The sequence below is a fragment of the Pseudomonas sp. 32A genome (assembly GCF_052682255.1).
Genome location: NZ_JBQYLY010000001.1, coordinates 6,872,353 through 6,895,995 on the forward strand (window position 1 = coordinate 6,872,353; position 23,643 = coordinate 6,895,995).

The 23,643-nt window shown below is 60.1% G+C and carries 22 protein-coding genes; 8 read left to right on the forward strand and 14 right to left on the reverse strand.

Going from position 1 to position 23,643, the window contains the following annotated elements:
• Positions 1–15: 15 nt before the first annotated feature.
• Entirely contained in the window at positions 16–273 is a 258-nt protein-coding gene (locus ACUN0G_RS31385) for a hypothetical protein (protein ID WP_445575292.1), read from the reverse strand.
• Here ACUN0G_RS31385 and ACUN0G_RS31390 point away from each other — a divergent pair.
• Complete coding sequence (locus ACUN0G_RS31390) at positions 272–2,116, forward strand: sigma-54-dependent Fis family transcriptional regulator (protein ID WP_445575293.1); 1,845 nt, start codon at positions 272–274, stop codon at positions 2,114–2,116. The genes ACUN0G_RS31385 and ACUN0G_RS31390 overlap by 2 nt on opposite strands.
• Before the next feature lie 123 nt (positions 2,117–2,239).
• Here ACUN0G_RS31390 and ACUN0G_RS31395 read toward each other — a convergent pair whose 3' ends face one another.
• The 7 genes from ACUN0G_RS31395 to ACUN0G_RS31425 all read right to left on the reverse strand — a co-directional run bounded on the left by ACUN0G_RS31395 (position 2,240) and on the right by ACUN0G_RS31425 (position 9,710).
• Entirely contained in the window at positions 2,240–3,772 is a 1,533-nt protein-coding gene (locus ACUN0G_RS31395; protein WP_421553235.1) for a sodium:solute symporter family protein, read from the reverse strand.
• Entirely contained in the window at positions 3,769–4,023 is a 255-nt protein-coding gene (locus ACUN0G_RS31400; RefSeq protein WP_330565541.1) for a hypothetical protein, read from the reverse strand. Before ACUN0G_RS31400 ends, ACUN0G_RS31395 begins: the two co-directional genes overlap by 4 nt.
• A 129-nt stretch (positions 4,024–4,152) precedes the next feature.
• Entirely contained in the window at positions 4,153–5,088 is a 936-nt protein-coding gene (locus ACUN0G_RS31405; protein WP_063029397.1) for a choline kinase family protein, read from the reverse strand.
• Positions 5,085–6,041: a phosphotransferase gene (locus ACUN0G_RS31410; protein ID WP_421525164.1), complete on the reverse strand. Its 957-nt coding sequence runs from the start codon at positions 6,039–6,041 to the stop codon at positions 5,085–5,087. Before ACUN0G_RS31410 ends, ACUN0G_RS31405 begins: the two co-directional genes overlap by 4 nt.
• An 8-nt stretch (positions 6,042–6,049) precedes the next feature.
• A complete protein-coding gene (locus ACUN0G_RS31415; RefSeq protein WP_445575294.1) occupies positions 6,050–7,330 on the reverse strand; it encodes a M20 family metallo-hydrolase in 1,281 nt (426 codons plus the stop codon).
• A complete protein-coding gene (locus ACUN0G_RS31420; RefSeq protein ID WP_258345199.1) occupies positions 7,308–8,066 on the reverse strand; it encodes a DeoR/GlpR family DNA-binding transcription regulator in 759 nt (252 codons plus the stop codon). The genes ACUN0G_RS31415 and ACUN0G_RS31420 overlap by 23 nt, the downstream gene beginning before the upstream one ends.
• A gap of 213 nt (positions 8,067–8,279) precedes the next feature.
• Positions 8,280–9,710 (reverse strand): amidase, encoded by a 1,431-nt coding sequence (locus tag ACUN0G_RS31425; protein WP_445575295.1) that lies wholly within the window; start codon positions 9,708–9,710, stop codon positions 8,280–8,282.
• A 338-nt stretch (positions 9,711–10,048) separates the two neighbouring features.
• Here ACUN0G_RS31425 and ACUN0G_RS31430 point away from each other — a divergent pair, with 338 nt between their 5' ends.
• Positions 10,049–14,698 (forward strand): RHS repeat-associated core domain-containing protein, encoded by a 4,650-nt coding sequence (locus ACUN0G_RS31430; protein WP_445575620.1) that lies wholly within the window; start codon positions 10,049–10,051, stop codon positions 14,696–14,698.
• Positions 14,695–15,105 (forward strand): DUF6896 domain-containing protein, encoded by a 411-nt coding sequence (locus tag ACUN0G_RS31435; RefSeq protein ID WP_445575296.1) that lies wholly within the window; start codon positions 14,695–14,697, stop codon positions 15,103–15,105. Before ACUN0G_RS31430 ends, ACUN0G_RS31435 begins: the two co-directional genes overlap by 4 nt.
• A gap of 88 nt (positions 15,106–15,193) precedes the next feature.
• On the opposite strand, the gene ACUN0G_RS31440 is transcribed toward ACUN0G_RS31435, so the two are convergent.
• Positions 15,194–15,631 carry a DUF3995 domain-containing protein gene (locus tag ACUN0G_RS31440; RefSeq protein WP_076016215.1) on the reverse strand — a complete coding sequence of 146 codons (438 nt, stop codon included), beginning with the start codon at positions 15,629–15,631 and terminating at the stop codon, positions 15,194–15,196.
• A gap of 93 nt (positions 15,632–15,724) precedes the next feature.
• Between ACUN0G_RS31440 and ACUN0G_RS31445 the strand changes: the two genes are divergently transcribed.
• Positions 15,725–16,114 (forward strand): DUF2946 domain-containing protein, encoded by a 390-nt coding sequence (locus ACUN0G_RS31445; RefSeq protein ID WP_003214719.1) that lies wholly within the window; start codon positions 15,725–15,727, stop codon positions 16,112–16,114.
• Between the two features lie 95 nt (positions 16,115–16,209).
• Positions 16,210–18,336: a TonB-dependent receptor gene (locus ACUN0G_RS31450; RefSeq protein WP_445575297.1), complete on the forward strand. Its 2,127-nt coding sequence runs from the start codon at positions 16,210–16,212 to the stop codon at positions 18,334–18,336.
• A 129-nt stretch (positions 18,337–18,465) separates the two neighbouring features.
• Here ACUN0G_RS31450 and ACUN0G_RS31455 read toward each other — a convergent pair whose 3' ends face one another.
• The 3 genes from ACUN0G_RS31455 to ACUN0G_RS31465 form a co-directional block, all read right to left on the reverse strand.
• Entirely contained in the window at positions 18,466–19,479 is a 1,014-nt protein-coding gene (locus ACUN0G_RS31455) for an ABC transporter substrate-binding protein (protein ID WP_258345194.1), read from the reverse strand.
• A gap of 122 nt (positions 19,480–19,601) precedes the next feature.
• Positions 19,602–19,799, reverse strand: coding sequence for a hypothetical protein (locus ACUN0G_RS31460; protein WP_258345193.1), 198 nt, complete (start codon positions 19,797–19,799; stop codon positions 19,602–19,604).
• Complete coding sequence (locus ACUN0G_RS31465; RefSeq protein WP_258345191.1) at positions 19,799–20,248, reverse strand: hypothetical protein; 450 nt, start codon at positions 20,246–20,248, stop codon at positions 19,799–19,801. The genes ACUN0G_RS31460 and ACUN0G_RS31465 overlap by 1 nt, the downstream gene beginning before the upstream one ends.
• 414 nt (positions 20,249–20,662) lie before the next feature.
• Here ACUN0G_RS31465 and ACUN0G_RS31470 point away from each other — a divergent pair, with 414 nt between their 5' ends.
• The 3 genes from ACUN0G_RS31470 to ACUN0G_RS31480 all read left to right on the forward strand — a co-directional run bounded on the left by ACUN0G_RS31470 (position 20,663) and on the right by ACUN0G_RS31480 (position 21,611).
• A complete protein-coding gene (locus ACUN0G_RS31470) occupies positions 20,663–20,917 on the forward strand; it encodes a hypothetical protein (RefSeq protein ID WP_258345190.1) in 255 nt (84 codons plus the stop codon).
• 143 nt (positions 20,918–21,060) lie between these two features.
• Positions 21,061–21,291 (forward strand): hypothetical protein, encoded by a 231-nt coding sequence (locus ACUN0G_RS31475; RefSeq protein ID WP_421526097.1) that lies wholly within the window; start codon positions 21,061–21,063, stop codon positions 21,289–21,291.
• Positions 21,292–21,374: 83 nt separating this feature from the next.
• A complete protein-coding gene (locus ACUN0G_RS31480) occupies positions 21,375–21,611 on the forward strand; it encodes a DUF2789 domain-containing protein (protein ID WP_421526096.1) in 237 nt (78 codons plus the stop codon).
• 4 nt (positions 21,612–21,615) lie between these two features.
• Here the strand turns inward: ACUN0G_RS31480 and ACUN0G_RS31485 are convergent, their stop codons facing one another.
• Entirely contained in the window at positions 21,616–21,819 is a 204-nt protein-coding gene (locus ACUN0G_RS31485) for a hypothetical protein (RefSeq protein ID WP_003214710.1), read from the reverse strand.
• 125 nt (positions 21,820–21,944) lie between these two features.
• Positions 21,945–23,615, reverse strand: coding sequence for a methyl-accepting chemotaxis protein (locus ACUN0G_RS31490; RefSeq protein WP_445575298.1), 1,671 nt, complete (start codon positions 23,613–23,615; stop codon positions 21,945–21,947).
• Between the last annotated feature and the right edge of the window lie 28 nt (positions 23,616–23,643).

Consider the following 23,643-nt stretch of genomic DNA (forward strand, 5'->3'; position numbering starts at 1 on the left):
CAAAACCCAGGCCGGTCAACGGGTTAGGTAAAAAGCCGATTCGTCTTTGAACAGAAATGAACAGGTCAGGCTGAACAACTGAACAATCGGCGGGTTGACAATGAACAGTTCTGAACAACACTTTGTGTAGGAGCGAGCTTGCTCGCGAAGAACGTCAACGATAACGCGCTCATCCAGCATGAACGCGGCGCCCTGAAGTTTTTCGCGAGCAAGCTCGCTCCTACATAGATAGAGATAGAGCCCAGAACAACAATAAGACAGGGTCACCGCCATGAGCACACCGCTGGCGCACGATGCCATCATCCAGGACTCCTGGCGCCGCTGCCGGGCTTATGGCCTGGATCATCAGAGCACGCCAAGCTTCGATCAACTGCCCGCAGATGGTGTCAGCCAGTTGCTGGAAAGCCAGCATTCCCTCGTGCAGACCACCCATCAGGAAGTGCTGCCCTACTACGAGAACATCCTCAGCAATTCCAACTGCCTGATCATGCTCGCCGACAACCAGGGCCAGGTGCTCACCTCCTGGGGCACCCAACGCTTCATCGAACCCAAGCTGGCCCGTGGCTTCAGCGCCGGCGCCAGCTGGATGGAGCGTTCCAGCGGCACCAACGCCATCGGCACCGCCCTGGCCTGCGCCCAGGCGGTGCATATCGAACACGAAGAACACTTCCTCAAGGCCAACCGTTTCATGACCGGCTCGGCAGCGCCGATCTTCGATGCGCAGCGGGAAATCATCGCGGTGCTGGATGTGTCCAGCGACAGCTACCTGCCGCCTTCCCACACCCTCGGCATGGTCAAGATGATGAGCCAGACCGTGGAGAACCGGCTGATCCTCAACCTGTTTCGCGGTGAGCATTTCCAGCTGACGTTCAACACCGGGCTGAACAACCTCGATAGCCAGTGGGCCGGGCTGCTGATTTTTGATGAAAGCGGTCAGGTACTGTCAGCCAACCGCCGGGCGGACAACCTGCTGGGCATCAGCCTGTCGCGGGTGCTGATCGACAGCCTGTTCAAGGTCTCGCTGCTGGAACTGCTCAACCAGCCGGAAGGCCTGCCCTTCTCGTTGCAAGCCGCCGGGCGCAACCGTTTCCAATGCCTGTTGAAACGGCCCAGGCAGGCGCCGGTCCAGGCCCGTGTGTTTGTGGAACCCAAAAAAACCAGCGAACCCGCCACCACCGCCATCAGCCTCAAGACCCTGCACTTCGGCGACGCCCGGGTGGAAAAGGCGGTGCGCCAGGCCGAGCGCCTGCTGGAAAAAGACATCCCGTTGCTGATCCACGGTGAAACCGGCGTCGGCAAGGAAGTGTTCGTCAAAGCCCTGCACCAGGCCAGTTCCCGCAGCCAACAAGCGTTTATCGCCGTCAACTGCGCAGCAATCCCCGCCGAACTGGTGGAGTCGGAACTGTTCGGCTACGAAAAAGGCGCGTTCACCGGCGCCAACCAGAAAGGCAGCATCGGGCTGATCCGTAAGGCAGACAAAGGCACGCTGTTCCTCGACGAGATCGGCGACATGCCGCTGCCGACCCAGGCCCGTCTGTTGCGGGTGTTGCAGGAACGGTGTGTGCAACCGGTGGGTAGCAGCGAGTTGTACCCGGTGGATTTGCGGATCATCTCCGCCACCAACCGCTCGCTGCGGGAGCAGGTACAGCTCGGGCGTTTTCGCGAAGACCTGTATTACCGCATCGGCGGCCTGACCCTGGAACTGCCGCCGCTACGGGAGCGCACAGATAAACAGGCGCTGTTCAAGCAACTGTGGCAACAGCATCGCGAACCGACCCAGTGGGCGGGCTTGAGTCATGAGGTGCTGGCCTTGTTTGAACAGCATCCGTGGCCGGGGAACCTGCGCCAAGTGAGTAGCGTGTTGCAGGTGGCGCTGGCCATGGCGGAAGAGCAGCCGATTCGGGTGGAACATTTGCCGGATGATTTTTTTGTGGATTTGAATGGGGTGGTGCCAGAGCCAGCCGGTGAGAGGTTGGATGACAACATGGACCTTGCCCAGCGGTTGAAGGCGGCGGGCGGTAATATTTCTCACTTGGCCAGGGAGCTCGGCGTCAGCCGCAATACCCTGTACAAGCGACTGCGGCAAAACCAGGACTCTGATCAGGAACACGGTTAAAACTGTGGGAGCTGGCTTGCCTGCGATAGCGCAGTGTCAGTCAACATCTCTGCCACTGATACATCGCTATCGCAGGCAAGCCAGCTCCCACAGTTGATCTTCATTGGTTTTTGAGAGGTGGGTTCAGTTCAGGACTGGCGTCGCCCCCATCGGCACTTTGCGACCCGGCGCCGCCATCTCAAACAACTGCTCAACCCGCGCACTCTCCTGCGCACTCGGCTTGATCGCCAACGCACACACCACAAAAATCCCGGCATTGACCACCAATCCGACGATCCCGCTGGTCAACGAGCCCAGCCCGGGAATGTCGTCCGGGTACAGCGTCGTCAGTACAATCGCCACCACAATCCCCGCCAGCATCCCGGCAATCGCGCCTTCCTTGTTGCCGCGGCGGCTGAAGATCCCGAAGAACAGCGGCACCGCCAACTGGATAATCCCCTGGTAGGAAATCTGCGCCAGCAACTGCAACCGCGCGTAATCAAAGGTCAGGTACGCCAGCACCGAGGCGGCGACGATAAACACCACCATCCCGGACTTGGCCAGCAGCGTCAGTTGCCGGTCGGTACGCGGGGTGTTCCAGGTGGCCAGGTCGTTGGCGAACTGGGTGCCGCATACCTGCACGCAACCGTCGACGTGGCCGATGCTCGCCGCCAGCACGATGACAATCGCCAGCGCCAACAGCCACGGCCCGCCGATATCGAACAGTGACAGGAACCAACCTTGTTGCGGGTGCGCGATGACGTTCGGGTCCTGGCTGATGGCCGCGGCAAACAGCATCAGAATCCCGTAGAAACCACCCACCAGCAGGATCGTATACAGCGTGCCTTTCTTCACCGCCTTGACGCCGCTGGCGGTGTAGATGCGCTGGAAGCTCATGGGCCAGCACATCGAGCCAATCACCCCGGTGAAAATCAGGCTGAACATATACAGCGGGCCATAGCCGGTGCCGCTGGCGCCGGGAATCAGCAGCATCTTCGCCGGCAGGTGCGCCAGGTTGGAGAACGACGCCTGATCGCCGAACAGCAGGAACACACACAGCGCCGCACACACGACATAGGCGATCAGGCCCTGGAACATGTCGGTCATGATCAGCCCGCGCATGCCCATGCTCACGGTCCAGTACTGACGCACCAGTACCACCACCACGCCGGCGATCAGGCAGGTGGTGACGCCCCAGCGGCCGAAGCTGGCGAACTGGAACAGCATCGCCAAGGCCTGGATGCCCATCACCACCCACGGGAACACCGAGATGATGCCGATGATCGAGGCGACGCGCTTGACCACCGGACTGTTGAAACGCATGCCGAGCAAGTCCGGCTGGGTGCGCAGGTTGAAACGCTGGCCCCAGGTCCAGGCGCGGCGGGCCATCAGGTACATCGCCGTCACGCCAAGGGTGGCGTAGACCATGCCGTAGAAACCCAGCGCGCCGCCGATGGTCAGGGCGAAAAACGCGGTAAAGGTCGAGCCCGGCCACCAGGAGTTGGTGTAACACATGGCGATGTACCACGGCCCATAGGAGCGCCCGCCGACGGCGTAATCGGAAAAGCTCGTGCTCTCGCGGTTGGTGGCGTACAGCACGGCGATCATCCCGGCCAGGAACAGGCCGATGACGCCGAAGGTGATAAAGAGGTTGGCATCGCTGGTGGTGCTGATCATTGCGCATCCCCCTCTTCGGGTATTTCGCCGGCCTTCAGTTCTGCAACGTACAACGCCCACAGGCCCAGGCCGGCGAGGACTGCAATGGCGACCCAGTAGAAGATCGGCAACGGAATGCCCAGTACCAACGCGGTACTGCCGCTCACGCTCAAATAGAACGGCGGGAATAAGGCGAGCATCAGCAACAGGAAAAAGTACACACCGAAAATTTGGCTTTTCAGGCGTCCGGGTGGCGCGCTATCGGATTTCATGAGTCGGGTGCTCCTTGAATTTGTGGATCGTTTTTTGTGTGATCAAACAAAAATCAAGCAGTGAAAACGCAGGCACCAATCAGCGCCCAAGTGACTTCATTCAATGCATTATTGTTGTACGGCGCAGGCTCAAGCCTGTCTTAGCCAGGTTTCCCATTGCGAATCGTTGATGATGCTGCGGGCCCGCATGTGCTTCCAGGTGCCGTATTTGTAGAAGTCGAAATCCAGCTGCGACACCGCGTGCTGCACCATCGCCCAGGTCGACCATTTGATGTCCGCCAGGGCCTTGTGCAACTTGATGCGCGCCAGGTTCTGCGGGGTGACCTGGCCGAAGTAGTCTTCGATCAGGGCCAGCTCCATTTCATCGGTGAAAAACATTTCGCCGAACCACAGCGCCAGTTCGTAATGCCGGTCGTTGTTGGAGGCGTATTCGAAGTCCACCAGCCGAATTTGCCGACGGTCATTGAGCATGAAATTACCCGCCAGGGTGTCGTTCATGCAGGGTGCCAGATCCATGCCGGAGGCTTGCAGCACACCCCGGGCGCGGTCGCATTGGCGGCGCAGCCAGGCATCGTCGGCGGGTTTGCAGCCGTTGAGTTGCTCCACCTGGCGCTGGTGCTCGGCGATCATGTCGAACACGGTTTTGGTCTGCACCAACGGCGGCTGGTCGTTGAAGGCCTTGAGGGCATGCAGCGCGTTATGGCGCACGTCGCGGTCGAGAAAGTCGTGGTTGGACGAGGCGCGCCAGCCTTCCATGAACTCGAAGACTTCCACGCCGAACTCTTCAAGGAAGGCGAATACCGGCGCGCCATAACCGGTTTGCGCGGCCTTGAGGCTGGCGTCGTGGGCCGTGCGGCGGTCGATAAACATCTCGGTACCCACCCCCGGCACCTTGAAGAAATACGCGGTGTCGACCCCGGCCACTTCCACCCGCCAGTTGGTGTTGGAAATCCCGCCGCTGACCGGTTCATAACGAATGCCGCTGCCGCCCCAACTGGCGACCCCGCGCACCGCCGCTTCCAGCTGACACTCTTGTGGCGTACACGCCTCACCTAACGCTTTCATGCCTGCCCCTCCTGTACCTGACGTAGCCAACCTTCAAACCGTGGGTCTTGCAGACCCTGGCGGCAGCGCAACAGCGTCCACTGCCCGACCTTGGAGAACTCCAGCGGCCGCGCCGAAGTAGCGCCCACCCACAGCCCCCACAGGGTCCAGTACCAATCGTTGATCAAGGCGTACAAGCGGCAGCGGGCGTAGTCGCTTTCGCGGCATTCGCCGGCCCAAGCGACAATGCCTTCGCGCCAATCACTTTCAAAGACATACAGCTCGTTGAGGCTGATGGCCACGTCGTACCAGGGATCGCCGCAGCCAGCGTAGTCGAAGTCGATCAGTTGCAAGGCGCCGTCCGGGCCGATCATCACATTGCTCGCCACACCGTCGCCGTGCAGCGGCACCGAGTCGCTGGCACTCAGTTGCAGGGAGGTCCAGGCCAGGTCAATGCAGGTGCTGATCCAGGCGTGGTCGATGGGCAAGGCCACGCTGTAGCGCACGCACAGCTCGCGCAGGTGCTGGATGTCTTGCAGCGGCGAGCGGGTGAAGCCCGGCGAGGTGCCAGCGTGCAGTTGTTTCTTCAGGGCCCAGAGCGCCTGCAGGCGCTGGGGTGGCATCAATTCGTCGAGGCGGGCCCAGCGCCATTCGTTGGCAGGCAAGGCATCCAGCAGCAACACACCGGCCGCCGCATCCACCAGGCGCACACCGGGCGTCACGTCGCAATCCGCCGCCAGTTGGGTGGCGCGGGCGGTGCGTTCGATGTCGATCAGCGCGCGCATGTCGTCATGCAAGACTTTGGCGTAACACTGGCCCCATGGCGCGGTGACGGTATAGCCGGTCCACTCGGTGGCCAGGCGCACCGGTGAGGCAATCCCGGCGGTGCCCTCTTCGACCACCACGTGGGCAGACAAGCCGGCCGCCTCCAGGGCGCCCAACAGCCGTGACTTTGCGTGCAAACGACTCGACATGGCAGACCTCAGCGATAGGCGTTGGGGGTGGAACAGGCGCGGTGCAACAACGCGGTCAGCATGTGCAAACCGTTGCGCATGTCCTGCTCGTTGGTGAACTCCGCTTCGTTATGGGACACGCCATTGCTGCTCGGGATAAACAGCAGGCAGACCGGGTAGTGCCGGCTCAGGCTGATGGCGTCGTGGCCTGAGACGGTGACGCTGTTGCCGATGGGCAAGCCCAGTTGCTGGCCAACGCTATAGGCCAGTTCGGAAAAACCGTGGTGCAGGTGCGTTGGCTCACGCAGGGCGCGGCTTTCGATGCTGTAGTCCGTCGACGTGGCGCTGGCGGTGGCCTTGAGGCTCGCGTCCAGGCGTTCACCCGCGGCGGCCAGCAACTCGGTGTCTGGCGAACGGTATTCCACATGCAACGTCACGCTGGACGGCACCACGTTGGGCGAGTTGGGATAGATCTCCAGGCGCCCCACCGAGCTGTGCAGTTGCGCGCCATGCAGGTCGGCCTCGGCCCGCACAGCGGTGATCGCGTGGGCGGCGGCCAGCAAGGCATCCTTGCGTGCAGCCATGGGTGTAGGACCGGTGTGGTTCTGTTCGCCGATAAAACGAATCCGTTGCTTGAGGGCAGCCCAGGTGTCGCGGACCACACCGATGGCCAGGCCGTCGCGCTCAAGGCCACTACCTTGCTCGACGTGGATTTCCACATACCCGGCAACGTCCAGCGCGACCTTGCCTTCCCCCAGATACCCAATCTGTTGCAGCGCATGCTTGAGGCTGATGCCATTGCCATCGCGGCAGGCCCAGGCGTCTTGCAGGGCCAGGTCACCAGTGAACACGCTGCTGCCGATCAGGCTGGGCTGGAAGCGTGCGCCCTCCTCGTTGGTCCAGTTCACCACCGCCAGGTTGCACGCCGGCACTTCGCCGCGCTCGCGCAACTGCCGGGCCACGCTGGCCACCGCGACCGCGCCGGCCAGCACGCCGTAGACGCCATCAAAGCGCCCGGCACTCGGCTGGCTGTCAAGATGTGAGCCACACAGCACATAGGGCGCGTCTGGATTAAAGGTGATCAACCCGAACATATTACCCACTGCATCCACGCGCACTTCAAAGCCGCGTTCAGTCAGCCAGCCCGCGAACACGTCGCGCACGGCGCCGTCTTCGGCCGAGGCGGCCAGGCGATGCAGGCCACCGGCCTCGGTCGCGCCAATGGCTGACGTGTCGTGGAACAGCGCCTCGAAGGTTGCAAGGTCCTGTTCAGTGGGCGACAGCAAATCAGGGGTAAAGGATGTCGACATGGGCTTGCTCCAGGCGGCTCGCAAAATCGTCTGACGGCGCACGATTGGTGACCAGGGTCGTGACGGCGCTGAACGGCAGCGTATTGATAAAGGTGCGGTGGCCGAACTTGGCGTCGTCGGCCAGGATCACGCTGCGCAGGCTGTGTTTGGTCAACTCCCGGCGCAGTAGCGCCTCGGGTTCCTGGTAGTCCATGAACCCCAGCTCCAGGTCGACAGCGCCGATGCCCATGAAGGCAATGTCGTAGTGAAACTGTCGGACGAATTCCAGGGTGTGGGCGCCAATCAGCGCGTTGTCGTTGCGGCGCACATCGCCAGGCACCACCAGCACCTGGTTGGCGCTTTGTTCGGTGATCAGTCGGGCGATGTCCAGGGAGTTGGTGATGATGCGCAACTGGCTGAAAGCGGTCAGCTGCTGGGCCAGGGCCAGGGTCGAGGTGCCGGTGTCGAGAAACAGCACCATACCTTCGCTCACCAGCTTCGCCGCACACACTGCGATGCGCGTCTTGGCCTGGGGCTTGATGCGGCTACGCACTTGCAGCGGTTGTTCTTCGTTGAGCCGCGGCAGGATCGCGCCACCGTGGATGCGCCGCAGCTTGCCGGCTTCTTCCAGGTACTTGAAGTCGCGGCGGATGGTTTCTTCGGAGACAAACAGCGCCTGCGCCAGGTCCGACGCCTTGACGCGCTGGTGTTGGGTGAGCAGGAGCATGATTTCGTCGAGACGTGGCTGGTTGAGCATAAAAGAGGTATTCCAGGGCAGGTTCAGGCGGGCGGTATTGCGCGACCCACAGCGAGACGCGGCGCAAGCCGGTCCAGCAGGGAGCATAGAGCGTAATACGGCCATGGACAGGGTCACGGGGTACCTCTCACTCGTCAGGGTGTGAAAGGGCAGGACAACACAAAGCGTTTATCACGGGCGGGCTTCTGTTGAGCCCACTCCGGGTGCAATCAATCAGGGACTCAGCATCGGGGGAAGGTGCTGATCCCAAGGGGCGATGGCTTCCACGGCTGCGCAGAATTGCAGCACCTGGGCATCGGCAAAGCGCCGGCCGATCACCTGCAAGCCAATCGGCAAACCGCTCGGGCTAAAGCCACAGGGCAGGCTGGCGGCGGGGTTGCCGGTGATATTGAACGGATAGGTAAACGGCGTCCACCGGGCCCAGGGCACAGCGCCCTCCTCGCCTGGCCAGCCTTCTGGCGCAACCCGGTCGGCGGCGAACGGCAGGATCGGCATCGTCGGCATCAACAACACGTCGTAGTCGTTAAACAGCGCGTGTACCTGATTGGCGAACAGTGCACGTTGCTGCACGGCTTTTAGATAGGCCGCCAAGTCGTAATCGGCGGAACGTTTGATCAGTGCGGCGAAGCCTGGGTCCAGTTGGTCGAGGCGATCGGCCAGGGATTTGCCGTAGGCGATCCCGCGCCCGCCAACCCACAGGGTTTCGAAGGTGGCCAGCGGATCTTGCCAGTCCAGGGTCAGGGTGGTGACGGTGACCGGCAGCTCATCTGCGAGGTAATGCACCGCCGCTTCCACGGTGGCGGCGATGACCGGGTCCACGGGCGTATCGAACAGGGTCGGGCAGTACGCCACGCGCAAGGGCCCCAGCGGCTGGTCGCAGCGCGCCAGGTAGGACTCGGTGGGCGCGGGCAAAGCCTGGTGATCCAATGGGTCGGGGCCGGAAAGAATATCGAAGAGCAACGCGCTGTCGCGCACGGTGCGGGTGATCGGGCCGGCGTGGCTGAGCATTTCAGTAGCCGACCAGGGCCAGGTGGGGATGCGCCCGAGGGAGCCTTTAAGGGCGAATGCACCGCAGAAGGCACCGGGAATCCGCACCGAACCGCCGCCATCGGAGCCCAGCGTGGCCGGGACCATGCGTGCCGCCACGGCGATGGCCGAGCCGGAGCTGGAGCCGCCGCTGGTGAGTTGGGGATTCCACGGGTTGCGACCATTGCCGAAGACCCGGGAGGTGCTGGCGCCGGTCCAGCCGAATTCGGTGGTAGCGGTCTTGCCAAGAATGATCGCGCCGGCCTCTTTGAGGCGGCGGATGATCGGAGCGTCCTGGGTGGGAACGTTGTCCAGGCCCGTGAGCGAACCGCGAGTGGTGCGCAGGTTGGCGGTGGAGAACAAGTCTTTGATGCCGAAGGGAATGCCGTGGAGCGGGCCGCGAAACTGGTTGGCCAGTGCTTCTGCGGTCAGGATTTCAGCTTGTTCCAGCGCAGACTCGGTGTAGACATCGCCAAAGGCGTTCAGTGTGGAATTGTGGGTTTTGATGGCTTCGAGGCTTTGCTCGACCAATTGCACGGGGGTGAGTGTGCCTTGGCGGATGCTTTCAGCCGCTTGGAGAACGCTGGGCATTTGAGTCAGTGAGGTATCAGTCTTCATTGAGCATCCTGGGACATCTGCGAAATGATCCAGCGGGTACGTCAATAGACGCCAAGGGAATGGAAGCTGTCAAGTTGGATTTGTTGTGTATGTGGCTTTTGTGGGATTAATTTTTTCAGTGGATTTGGCTTACGGAAGCTCGCCAGGTTGGTCGCAGGTTTGGCGAAACGTCCTATTAGCAGTAGTGGATAGCTCCGACTTCTTTCTCTTACGAACCTCTGCAAAGTCCCTCGCCTGATCACACAGCGCGAGGGAACGCCGATGCTTTTTCCGATTAACGCCCTGCCCGATGGGGCCGCTTCTTGAATCCCGCCATTGGCAGGCTGGCCCTGGCCCCCATGGATGCGGAGACGAGGGATGTCGAGGCAGTCCTTAGCGACTTCAGGCAGTGCCTTAACACCATTGACGAATGGGCTGAGAGTTTCTGGAGCTTTTCGGCGCTGGAAGTCGAGCAAGTGTTCAAGGTCGGGGATGAGGTTGCCTTGGTCGCTCCGGTTTCCTCTACAGCCCCAAGCAGCACCGTTGCGGTATGCAAACCCGATGGTGCGCTGACCTTGGTGCATATGTTTGAGAGCACGCGGTTTGTGCCAATCGGCAACACGCCGGTCATGCTCCAGGCCATCGCCGAGGACGGCAGTCCGATCGGTGCTCCCATCCATAAAACCATCGGCCCCAGCGGCATTCTCGAAGTCACCGACTGCACCCGCGACCAGCAGTATCAGGTCAGCTTTTATCCCAATGTTTCCAGGGATCACGTCAAGGCGCTCTACGCCTCCTATCAATCGGTGATCAGCTCGCTGGAAAGCAGCTTGCGCAGCGAATGGACGAACAGCTTCGAAGCGCAATGGAAACACTATTCAAATGCCAGCGCCCTCGACCGTCGAAAGTTGATGGATGAAGCGTTCGTGCGGGGGATTACGAACACGCTGTACAGCCTTTGGGACGGAATTCCAAACCTGTACGACTGGCTGGCAGACATCAAACCCAACAGCGAAAAATTGCTGCACTACATCTCCCAGGGCGAGCTTGACGAACTGTTGAAGCTCAGCAAAGAGGCAATTGCCAACGGCCTTCTGGTGCTGAGCGATGAACCCCTGCTGTTCATCTATTTGGCCGCGATGTTCAGTTGGGCGCAATTGCTTCCGCCGCCAGATATGAACGAGCTGCTGGGGGAAATGACTCCCGAGGTGCTGCTCAACCTGCTGTTGCTGTTGGTCACCGGCGGCATGGGTGTGGCGGTGCGTTTGGGCCCGCAGGTACTGGGCAAGGTCAGATCAGGCCGGGCACGGGTGTTGCTCGAACAGATGGCCAAGCTGAGCGATGCGCCACGGCTGGAGTGGCACCCCAGTGTGCTTAAGCCGGTGTCGCTTAGAAATGATCCAGTGTCGATCAAAGCAGCGGCCGTGCCTTTGACGGCCGGTGCAAATGAGGTTTCGAATCCGGCAGCGCTGGTCCGAAAGCCTAAAGCGGCGCGCACGACGTTGGTGAAGCAGGAGCTCGTGGATGATGTGCCTGCTTCGGCGAAAAACCCCAATGGGGATGCTTCGGCCTGTTCTGCTAGCACCTGTACCAATGGCTGTCCGGTTTCGATGGTTACCGGTGAGGAGCTGCTGACCCTCACTGACGGCTCGTTGGAGGGTGTGCTGCCGTTTGCCTGGACGCGGTTGTATCGCAGCAGTGCCGTGGAGTTGGATTGCGGGTTGGGGTTTGGCTGGAGTCATGCGCTGGCGCAGCGGTTGGTGGTGAGCGGTGAATCGGTGGTGTGGACCGATCACGAGAATCGCAGCACTACCTTTCCCCTGCCCTCTGCTGCACGGCCGGCCATCACCAATAGCCTGGCGGAAGCGGCGATTTATCTGGGTGCTTTGCCCGATGAGTTGGTGCTGGCTCAAGCCTCCCTTTTCTACCACTTCCGTGACGGTGTGCTGACGTCGATCAGCGACGCGTACGACAACCGACTGCGCATTGCCCGCGACTATTCCGGGCGGATTCAGCGTATCGATAACGGCGCCGGCCAAGGATTGCTGCTGCGGTATGACCGCGGGCATATCGTTGCGGTCGACTATCAGGTGCAGCGGGAACTCGGCTGGGTTACCGAGCAGAACGTTGTTGCCTACACGTACGACGATGCCTGGCGGTTGATCGAAGCGACCAACGCGGTAGGCGAAAGCGAACGTTATCGCTACGACGATCAACAGGTGATCCTGGAGCGGGAACTGGCCGGTGGGGCGAGTTTCTTTTGGGAGTGGGAACGGTCTGGCAAGGCGGCGCGATGCGTCCGGCACTGGGCCAGTTTTTCGCAGATGGACACACGGTATGTGTGGGATGACAACGGCACCGTCACCGTGCACAACGCCGATGGCAGCCAGGAAGTCTACGTCCACGACCAGCGCGCACGGCTGGTGCAGCGGATCGATCCGGACGGCGCGCAGTACTTCAAATCCTACGATGAAAAAGGCCGGTTGACGGTCGAGCAGGACCCGCTGGGGGCGGTGACGGCCTATCAGTACGACGACGCCGGTCGGTTGATTGCGCTGTTTCCCGGTGACGATGCTTCCACGTCCTACGAGCATGACAACGGGTTCGTGCGGGTTGTACGCCGTGGTGACGCGGTGTGGAAATACCAGCGTAACGATCAAGGCGATATCACCCGCAAGACTGATCCGGACGGTAATTACACCGAATACACCTACACCCAACAGGGAAAGCTCAGCGGCGTCTGGTATCCGGATAACAGCAGCCAGCGGCTGATCTGGGACGAACGTGGTCAGCTCATTGAGGAGAAGCTGGCGAATGGTGGCGTAAGGCACTATCGCTACGACGACCTGGGGCGACAGGTGGCTTGCGAGGATGAGCATGGCGCGCTGACCCACTACCAGTGGGACGCCGTAGGTCGTTTGCTGAAAGTGATTCAGCCGGGCGGCGCCACTCGCGAATTCAGCTACAACCCGTACGGAAAAATCACTGCAGAGCGCGACGAGCTGGGTCGGGTTACGCGCTACGAATATGCCGACGGCCTGCATCTGATCAGCCGTAGGATTAATCCGGACGGCACGCAGCTCAAATACCGCTACGACAATGTTCGGTTGTTACTCACCGAGATCGAAAATGAGGTTGGGGAAACCTATCGGCTTGAGTATCACGCCAACGGCCTGATCCAGCAGGAAACCGGGTTTGATGGCCGCCGCACCGCCTATGCCTACGACCTCGCCGGGCACCTACTGGAAAGGACCGAATACGGCGATGACGGCAGTCAGCTGGTTACCGGTTATGCGCGCGATGCGGCCGGTCGCCTCGTAAGAAAAACCCTGCCTGACGGTAACAGCGTCAATTACACCTACGACCGCCTCGGCAATCTCCTCAGCGTCGACGACGGCCACTGGCCGCTGCACTACGAATACGACCTGCAAAACCGCCTCACCGCGGAGCACCAGGGCTGGGGCACCTTGCGCTATGGCTACGACGAATGCGGGCAACTCAACTACCTGCGCCTGCCCGATAACAACCGCCTCGCCTTCCACCACGACAAAGGTGGCGACCTCGCCACCGTCGAGCTGAATGGCAAAACGCTGACCTCGCACTTGTTCAAATCCGGCCGTGAACATCAGCGCCAGCAAGGCCAACTTCTCAGCCACTACCACTACGACGACCAAGGCCGCCTGCACGCCCACGCCATCACCCAACAGGAACAACGCCACCAGCGCCGCCAATACGACTACGACAAACGCGGCAACCTCACCCGCATCCTCGACACCCGCAAAGGCCAGTACGACTACCACTACGACCCGCTAGATCGCCTGACCCGTGCCAACCATTCGCACGATCTGCAGGAACGCTTCGTCCACGATCCGGCGGGCAACCTGCTGATGCAAGACCGCGTCGGGCCCTGCGTCGTCAAAGGCAACCGCCTGTTGATGCAAGGCGACCGGCATTACGACTACGACGCCTTCGGCAATCTCCTGCGCGAACGCCGGGGTCGGGCTCAGCAGTTGGTTACCGAATACCGCTACGACTGCCAGCACCGACTGATCAGCGTCACCCAGCCGGACGGTACCGAGGCCGCATATCGCTACGATCCGTTTGGACGGCGGATCGCCAAAATCCTCAACGGCCAGACCACCGAATTTTTCTGGCAAGGCGATAAGCTGATCGCCGAGCACAGCGCCGATCACCACCAGAGCTACCTCTACGAACCCAACAGTTTTCGCCCGTTAGCGCTGCTCAAAGGCTACGGCCCGGAAGACGTAAACCCCTTCCACTACCAACTCGACCACCTCGGTACCCCGCAAGAACTCACCGCATCCGACGGCGAAATCGTCTGGTCCGCCCATTACCGCGCCTACGGCCAAATCGCGAAGCTGGACGTCAACGCCGTTACCAACCCGCTGCGCTTCCAGGGCCAATACTTCGACCCGGAAAGCGGGCTGCACTACAACCGTCATCGCTACTACAATCCGGACATTGGCCGCTATCTGACGCCCGATCCCGTGAAGCTAGCGGGTGGGCTGAACGGATACCAGTACGTGCCCAACCCTACGGGGTGGGTGGATCCGTTAGGGTTGAGTACCTGCCCCGGCGGCGATGGATGTAAGCCGGAAGTCTTCGATACCGACCCAGCTAGCAGGACGAGGACCGATGAAGGTGCACCTTCGGCTCCAGTTATTACCGGTGTTGATGCGAAAAGCTTGAATCGGACGCACAGTATCGAGGGACAACGATCGACCAAACGGGTTGAGGAAATTTCCCGCAGCATGCGGAGTACGGGATACAACGAAAATGAGCCTATCGACGTGGCTGAGCTGAACGGGCAGCGCTATATTATCGATGGACACCACCGAGCTTCGGCGGCAAGAAAGACAAATACGCCTGTTACCATAAGACTAATTGAAAACCTAAATAACCATCACAGTTCATTCGGCAGTACAGATGATGTGGTAAATGCTTCAAAAACTGTTGGACTTGATAGATTGGAAAGGCCAAGACGATGAAAAATCAAACCCTGGAAAATTTAATCAACGAATATTTAGATCAAGTAAAGAAGGCCACCGACTTACTTGAGCGCATATTCGGAACAAAAAATATTCTCCGGCTTTGGCATAGCAAGGAAATTTTGCAACGTGGGAGGGTCACAGACGATGTTTCCTACGAGCTACACGGGGTTGGCTGCAGGGTTTATCTTTCTGAAATATGTGTCGATTTCGACTACGGCCCAAACGAGAGAGTTGATGGCTTCGACCCGTGGAGGCTTTACATGTATGCATGTGAAATGCCTCGCAAGTATAAAAAATACACAGACAAAACCGCGCTTGAACAAGACTTCAGTAAATATATAGCCCAAGGAAAAGCCAAAAGGCTGATCGACTCCACATCCAACTTATACTTCCTGAAACCTTGACTTTCTAGGTGCCCCCTGACCTTCTGATGTCAGGTGGGCATATCAGTTAGTACAGCTCAAGCCTCCATTCGGTACGGCAAACTCCCCCTCAACTCCACGCCACCACCAGCAACCCCGCCCCCAACACCAAACACAGCGGCGAGTAGAAAAACGTATCCAGCCGCGCAAACCGCGACCCGCCGACCTTCTTGAAAAAACCCACCAGCTCCGAATCCCCAATCGCCCGGGCAAACATCACCAGTGCCACTGCACTGATCCCCCACTGCAACGCATGATTGGACACCGGTTCGAAATACAGCCCGGCCCGCAAACATACCAAGACCGCAATCGCCACCAATCCCACGCCCACCAGCAACGTGCCCAACGCCGACGGCTTGAACGCTGGCCGTGGGCCGCTGGCGAATTCACCCGGCAGCTGCGGAATAGCCGCCGTCACACCCAATTTGCCTCCGGCCGCCCAGTACAAATGCACCAGGCTGATACAACCAAAAACCCCGACAATCCATCGCGCGACTAAAAAGCTCATGGCTGGATATCCTTGGAAAAGTCCGGAAGAGGATAGACCTCTTGAGATTTTTTGCAGGCAATTCGTCGGCGGCTGATGATAAAGTGCCGCCCCATGAAACTCGCCCGTACCGACCGCTCGCTCATTGCCTGGATGCTCTACTGCTGCGTCCTGTTCAATGTGTTCGCCTGCAGCATTGGTCATGGGCAAATGGTCGGGATGCAGCTCAACGGCATCGGCGGCCAGTTCTGTACGGTGGACCCGCGCACCCAGGCGCCGGCGCCTTACAAGTCCACCGATGAATCCCTGCCCACGCTCTCGAAGGCCTTCGGTTGCCCGCTGTGCTCCACTGGCGGCATGGGCCCGGCGCTCAACTCCAGCCTCAATGTGGCGGTGCTGCCACAACCCCACGCGCCGCCGCCGGCCATCGTCGCCAGCGCTGACATCCCTGCCCGCTTCACCTGGCCTGCGGCTAATCCGCGCGCCCCGCCCGCCTTCGCCTGATACCTGCGCTTTTCTGATTGGCCCATGCGGCTGCCTCCCTCGGGAGTGCGGACGGCTGTGGGTTGTTTTCAAGCCATGTTTTTCAGGATTCAACCATGAAACATTTACCCCTTTTGGCGGGCCTGTTCGGCTGCCTGCCTGTCAGCACCTGGGCGATTGAGCTGGCACCGACCACCATTGATGGCGAGCAAACCGGCGAGGCCGGCCTGGCCCTGGATCAATCCAGTGGCATGGCCTCGCGCCTGGGGCTGAGCGTGCGGGAAACCCCGTCGTCCATCAGCATTGCCAATCGCAACGACATCGAGCGCCGAGGCGCCAAGACGTTTCAGGACGCGGCCAATACCCTGCCCGGGGTCAATGCCAGCGCGCCGCCGGGGTTTGGCGGTTTTATCTCTTATCGGGGTTTTACCAGCAGCCAGATCACCCAGATGTTCAATGGCGTCGCGGTGTCCGGCGGCCTGGCTCGCCCGGTGGATGCGTGGATTTATGATCGGGTCGAATTGGTCGGTGGCCCCTCCTCGCTGATCAACGGCGCCGGTTCCGTCGGTGGCTCGCTGAACTACGTGACCAAGCTGGCCACCCGTGAGGAACAAGCCGCCGAAGGGCAACTGACGTATGGCAGCTACGACACCGCCGGGATGGCCTTCGGCCTGAACCACGCCCTGACCGAGCCGGGCGCCGAGGTTCAGCATTACGCGCGCCTGGACGTGAGCCGCAACACCAACCACACCTATATCGATCGCCAACAGCGCAATGCCTGGAGCGTGGCGTTTTCCCTGCTGAGTGACTTCACCCCGAACCTGTCCCACACGCTGGCCCTGGAATACCAGGACGAACACGAAGACAGTCCCTACTGGGGCACGCCGGTGCTCAACCCGAAGTCCGGCGAGTTGAAGATCGACAAGCACAACCGCTTCAACAACTACAACGTGGCCGACGGTCGCTATGAGCAACGCACAATCTGGGTGCGCTCGATCATCGACTACCGGATCAACGACAGCACCACCCTGAAAAATACCCTCTATCACCTCGACAGCCAGCGCGACTATCGCAACCTGGAAACCTACCAGTACAACGCCGATAACAGCGCGGTGAATCGCTCGACGGCCTATCAGGTGCGACATCAGGGTGAGCAGAACGGCAACCAGTTCGAGCTGCGCCATAACGACACGTTCTTCGGCTTGAGCACGACCTGGTCGGGCGGCTTTGAGTACAAGGTCAACAGCACCACCAACAACCCGTTGAACGTGTCCGCCAAAAACACGGTGGACCCGAACAACTACGATCCGGGGCATTTCTATGATCTTCCCGGCACCAAGCCCGGCTTCGACCCGGACAAGACCAACGCCGTCACCACCAAGGCGTTGTTTGTCGAAAACCGCCTGGGTCTGACCGACAAACTGTCGCTGCTCACTGGGCTGCGCTACGACGCGATTGACCTTGAGGTCACCAACCACCGGGACATCACCGCCAGCAATCCCCGGCACGTCAGACGCAGTTGGGAACCGGTCACCGGGCGCATCGGCCTGACGTATCAGTTCATTCCACAAGCCAATGTCTACGTGCAATACAGCACCGCCGCCGAACAGCCGAGCAGCACCACCCAGGTGTTCGACGTGTCCACCGGCAAACAGTGGGAAGTGGGCAGCAAGTTCGACTACCTGGACGGTCGCGGTTCGGCCACCGTCGCTGCCTACAGGATCGAGCGCAAAGACTTCGCCGTGACCGACCCGCAGGACCCGACCAGCAGCATTCCGGTGGGTGCGCAGTCGTCCAAGGGTATCGAGCTGGCCAGTTCGTTGCGGGTCACGCCCAAGCTATTGGTGGAGGGCAACTACGCCTGGGTCGATGCCGAGTACGAGGACTTCAACGAGAAAACTGCCAGCGGCGCCGTGGTGTCGCGCAAGGGCAATACGCCGACCAATGTGCCCAGGCAGGTGGGCAATGTGTGGCTGACTTATGACTTTGCGGAGGATTGGCAAGGGGGTGTGGATGCGCGGTATGTGGCGTCGGTGTATGCCGACAATGCCAACACCCTGACGGTGCCGGCGTATACCTTGTTTGGGACGTTTTTGACTTACAAGGTGGATCAACACACCTCCGTGACGGGCCGGGTGCGTAACCTGACCAATGAGGTGTATGCCGAATTTGCCCATGTGTCGCCGGCGTATTACCTGGGGTCGCCGAGGACGTTTGAGCTGGCGGTGCAGACGAAGTTCTAACCCCACAAGATCATTCCCACGCTCTGCGTGGGAATGCATCCAGTGACGCTCTGCGTCACGACCTTAAAGGGACGCAGAGCGTCCCGGGCGGCATTCCCACGCGGAGCGTGGGAACGATCTGTATCGGTGTTATTTCAGGCTGGCTTCGACCTTCTGGGCCACATCCTCAGTCAGCCACGCCTTCCAGACTTCCGGATGATCCTTGAGAAACGCCTGGGCAACTTCGCGTGGCTGGCTGTGCTTCTCGCTCATCTCGGCCAGCGCCTTGTTCAAGGGTTCGATCGGAAAGTCGACCTTGGCAAAGAACTCGGCGATCTGCGGATGTTCTTTCTGAAACGGTGTAGACACACCAATGCTCAGCTTGGAAGCCAGTGACCGGGTGGGTTTCGGATCGGGATTGTCCGCGTCCGTCAGTGTCTTCCACGCCTCGGCATCAAATGGCGGCTCTTCCAGCTGGATCAGTTTGTAGCGCCCCATCAGCGGCGTAGGTGACCAGTAATAGAACAGCACCGGTTTGCCCCGACGGATCGACGAGGCAATCTCGGCGTCCAGCGCAGCACCCGAGCCACTGCGGAAATTCACGTAGCTGTCATCAAGCCCATAGGCCTTGAGTTTCTGTTTGTTGACCACTTCCGAGGTCCAGCCAATCGGGCTGTTGAGGAAACGCCCTTTGCTCGGCGCTTCAGGGTCCTTGAACACGTCCTTGTAACGCGCCAGGTCCTTCACGCTGCGCAGGTCCGGCGCCAGGGGCTTGATGCCTTTGGCCGGGTCGCCCTTGACCACGTACTCCGGCACCCACCAGCCTTCGGTGGCGCCCTTGACGATATCCCCGAGGCCCACCACTTTGCCTTCAGCCTCGGCCTTGACCCACACCGGGCTTCGGCCGGCCCATTCTTCGCCGATCACCTGGATGTCGTTTTTCGCCAGGGCGGTTTCCAGGGTGATGGTGGTGCCGGGCAAGGTGTCGGTGGGCAGGTCATAACCCTTTTCGACAATCACCCGCAGCACCTCGGTGATCAGGCTGCCGCTTTCCCAGTTAAGGTCTGCAAAATGAATCGGCGCCTGGGCGGCCGACACCGGCAGCGACGCCGACAGACTCAGGGTCGTCAGCGAGGCCGCCAACAGCGCTCGAATTCCTTTCATGCTTTGCACCTCATGCCTACAGCCATAGCGAATGGCTTTGCTGTTACACCGCGAAGCCTCTGAATACTTAAGTCAACTCAACTGTAGTAGAGGTTCCGGCGAACATGGCATGTCGCATGCTTTTACGGCGGATTGGTCAGCCGCTGCAACTCGCGGCGCACCATGCTGGCGAATTCGGCGGGCTTGAGTTCATACAACTGGCCGGCGACCCAGTTCAACCAGGCGCCCTGCAACTCGGACTTGCGGGCAAACAATTGAGCCGCCCTGGCTTGCGCATCGAGCAGGTGCTGCTCGTGGAACTGCGCCCTACCCTGGCTCATTACTCGCTGGCCTTGAAGGTCACGAGTTCACCCTTGCGCCATTTGGCAGCCTTGCCGGTGACGGCCTTCAGGGTTTTGGTCAAGCCTTCTACCAGTTGCTCATTGGCGGCGAACACCAACATCACACTGTGGCCTTCCTTGAACACGATGCCCTGGCCTTCGGCCGAAGAGACAAAGGCGTAATCGCCCAGGCCATACACCGTCAACTTGATATCGCGAAACTTCAACTCGAACTTGCCGCCTTCGCGACTGGGCAATACGGCGGCCCGGAAATGATCGCCGACCTTGAGTTCCAGGCGTGGCTTGTCGTCCACCACCAGCGCCGCTTCGGTATCGATCTCGGCGATGTAGATGCCTTCAGGCGTCTGCTCAGTGATGTAGACGAAACGGGATTGAAACTGCTTGACCAACTTTGCGCGCAAATCACCCAGCACGAATAACGCGTGCATATCCAGATTACTGACTGCCAAGGAAACGCCCCCACATCAAAAAGGTGCTGCCCACCCAAGCGGGCAGCACAAAAAAACGGCCGAAACGGCACGATCACACAACACATCCACTGAAAAAAACTGAAGAAGACCACGCTGCCAAGCCATAAGACTAGTACAGGCGTGCCCGACGTACCTTACGCAGGTCGCCAGGCGTTGCAGGAAATCACAGGTTTAACGACCAGAGAACACTGGCCGACCTACTTCAGACAATAACCTTTTAAAAATGCAGTTTTCCGACATCCAACACAGAAACTAATGCCTTGGATGGAACCGGACGCCGGTTGCTGACAACAATACTAAAACAGCACCACGGGTTAAAACCACCCGAAATACTGCAAACGGGTCCGCAAGTTCAATCGACAGGAGCTGATTATGCAACGACATCAAGCGATTGCCACCCCCTCGAACACGGGTTCATCTTTTCTGGATGACGGCCAATTCTACTCCCTATGCGCCCACGACGGTGGCCTGCATTCGGCGCTCTATCGGGTGTTGCCCGCCGGCAGGAACTTCTTCCATATTCTTGAAGTGCCCAGTGGGCGCGTCAAAGGCTTTCGCAGTGGCCATAGCGAGGCTTGCGAACTGGCCAGGCAATTGGAAGCCATCCTCTGCGCAACCCAAGGTTGAACGCCTGGGTTGTCGTTTCGTCATCTGGTTGACTTTACTGCGCCGCCGGTGCGTAACAACTGCCATACTGGTCCGTCCATTGAGATTTGTCCCCTTGCGGTTCAGGTTTCATCAGCGCAATTACCTCCAAGGGAAGGCTATACGTGACGGAATTTGATATTGGCGAGTTTTTCATCCATGGCGAAGCCAGAGAAGTAGACGGTGAGTTCCAGGCCGTGATTGTGATGCGGGCCAAGGCTCCCCTGACCACCGTGACGACCCATCAGGTAGAAAAGGACCGCTGGTTCAAAACCGTAGAGGCCGCCAACACGGCTGCCAAGGATGCCGCCAAAGCCCTTAAGGCCGCGGTCGATTCAGGCGCACTGACCTCCTGATTTCCCGGCGCGAAAATCCGATCGAACTCTGCCGTGCCACAACCCTCCCATGCATACGATGATCAGCCCGCATGGAGAACGATATGGAAGCGCCGACTTACACCCTCGAAGACCTGTTTGAACAACTTGGACTGGAATCGTCCCCCGAGGCGATTGACGCCTTTATCGGCAAACACACCCTGCCCAATGACGTAAAGCTGATTGACGCGGATTTCTGGTCACCGCAACAAGCCCAATTTCTTAAAGATGAACTGCGTGAAGACGCTGTTTGGGCAATTGCGGTCGATGAGCTGAACCAGCGCCTGCACCAGCAACCCTGACCTTTCAATGCAGGCTGTCTGACTGCTCCAGGTGCAACAGCGCCTCCCAGGCAGCCCTGCATTCTTCGGCTTCATCGCGGCTGGCGAACGCCGTGCCGCGCTGCTCACCGTTAAGCAACACCACCCAACAGGCCTTCTGCCCCAATGCGCGCAGGGTGGGCGGTACGCCACTGCCAATCATCACAGCCACATCGACTTTGGTTTGCATTGGAACGCCTCCAGAGAATTAGTTAGCTGGCTAACAATGTTCGCCATGCTACGGTTTTCCTCCAGTTGGAAAAAGCTATCCCCGGAATAGCTCCCTTGCATAACCTGCAACAATCCCCTCGCTGATCAGCGCCCCTCGGGTTTGTAGCCCAGGCGCAAGCCGCCCCAATGCCGGCCATTGACCGTGATCGGCACCGACAGGTCGTGCATCAACTCACCGGTATCGCGAGTGTAGGTCTGCAACAACACCGCCTGCTGGTGGCTGCCGCAGCGGATCCCGGTGCGGTCTTCAAACTTGCGCTTGGTGCGGTTTTGCACCGCGTCCACCTGGGCATCGCCGGTCAGCGTTTGGGAAAACACCTTGTTGTGGGTCGGCACATAACCCTGTGGCGTGCAGGCAATCGCGAACACCAGTCCTTCATGCCGAGGCAACAAGGCTTCCTGGATCGCCGGCAGTACCTGGTCGGTATAGCCATCAAAACGCGTGTGGTACTTGCTGGGCTGAGTATTGGGAATGGGGGTGTAGTTGCGGTCGAACAGGTCATCGAGGCTGATGCGATTTTGCAGCACGTCAGCTTCAAACTGCGCGGCAATCCGGCTGGCCCCTTCGCGGGCCAGGTCATAGATACGCTGGTGATAGTCGTCCAGGCCAACCTCGGCGAGGCGCTCGCTGATGGTTTCAGCCTGCCCTTCCATTTGTACGGCAGCAGCGGCCAGCTGTTGGGTCTGTTGGTCGCTGACGGTCAAATCGCTGCGCATCTGCTCCACCGCATGGAAAAGGCTGTCGAGTTGGTCGCGGTTGGTATCGGTGCCCTGGGCGATCTCGTTGACCTGGCCCTCCACGTTCGCCGCCAGGGTAGCGATGCTGTCCAGTTGGTCCCCGGCGTGCTCTACCTGCTCTACCCCGGATTGCAAATCCGCCGACAACTGCCGGATCTGCTCCACCACCTGGGCGGTGCGCTGCTGGATATCCGCCACCATCAACCCGACTTCATCGGTCGCCGTGGCGGTTCGCCCGGCCAGGCCACGCACCTCGTCGGCGACGACCGCAAACCCGCGACCATGCTCACCCGCCCGCGCGGCTTCAATCGCCGCGTTCAAGGCCAGCAGGTTGGTCTGGCTGGCGATCGACTGAATCACCAGGGTGACACGCTGGATTTCTTCGCTGCGCTGGCTTAAAGCTTCAATCAATTGGCGACTGTCGTTGGCACGCTGGCTGAGCTGGTGCATGCGGGTGATGGATTGCGCCAGCACCTCACGCCCTTCGGTACTGCGTTGATGGGCCTGGCTGGCAGCGCCGAGGGCCTGGCGACTCAGTTCGGAGGTGACTTTCTCGGTGTCGATCATCACTTCGGCACTGCTGACGATCTGCTGCGCCGCGCTTAACTGTGATTGCAGCCTGGCCGCCAGTTGCTTGACCGAATAGGCCACGCCGGCAGCAGACAATGCGTTATGACTGGTGGTGTAGGAAAGGTCGCGGGTCAGCTCGCCGATGGCATCGGTGGCTTCGGAGGCTGCAACACTGGGGGTGCGATGTTTCAGTCGGGGCAGCCAGATCAGCAGCAGGGCGACCGGCAGGCACAGGTAAATCGAGAGTTGGGCGAACGCCAGGCCCAGCAGCAACAGCACCAGGGCGGTACTTTGCAGGAGCGGCGTCAACCAGCCGGGCAACTGTCGCGTCACCGGAGGGGGTGACACTGCTGCGCCCATGAGAGATCCGTCTCCAGCCATGTTCGTTACCCCGCTACTTGTCGTTATTGTGACTGCATTAGACGCCACTACGTAGCCATTATCCATGGGCCTTTAGTGGGGGGCTTGCAGCAGA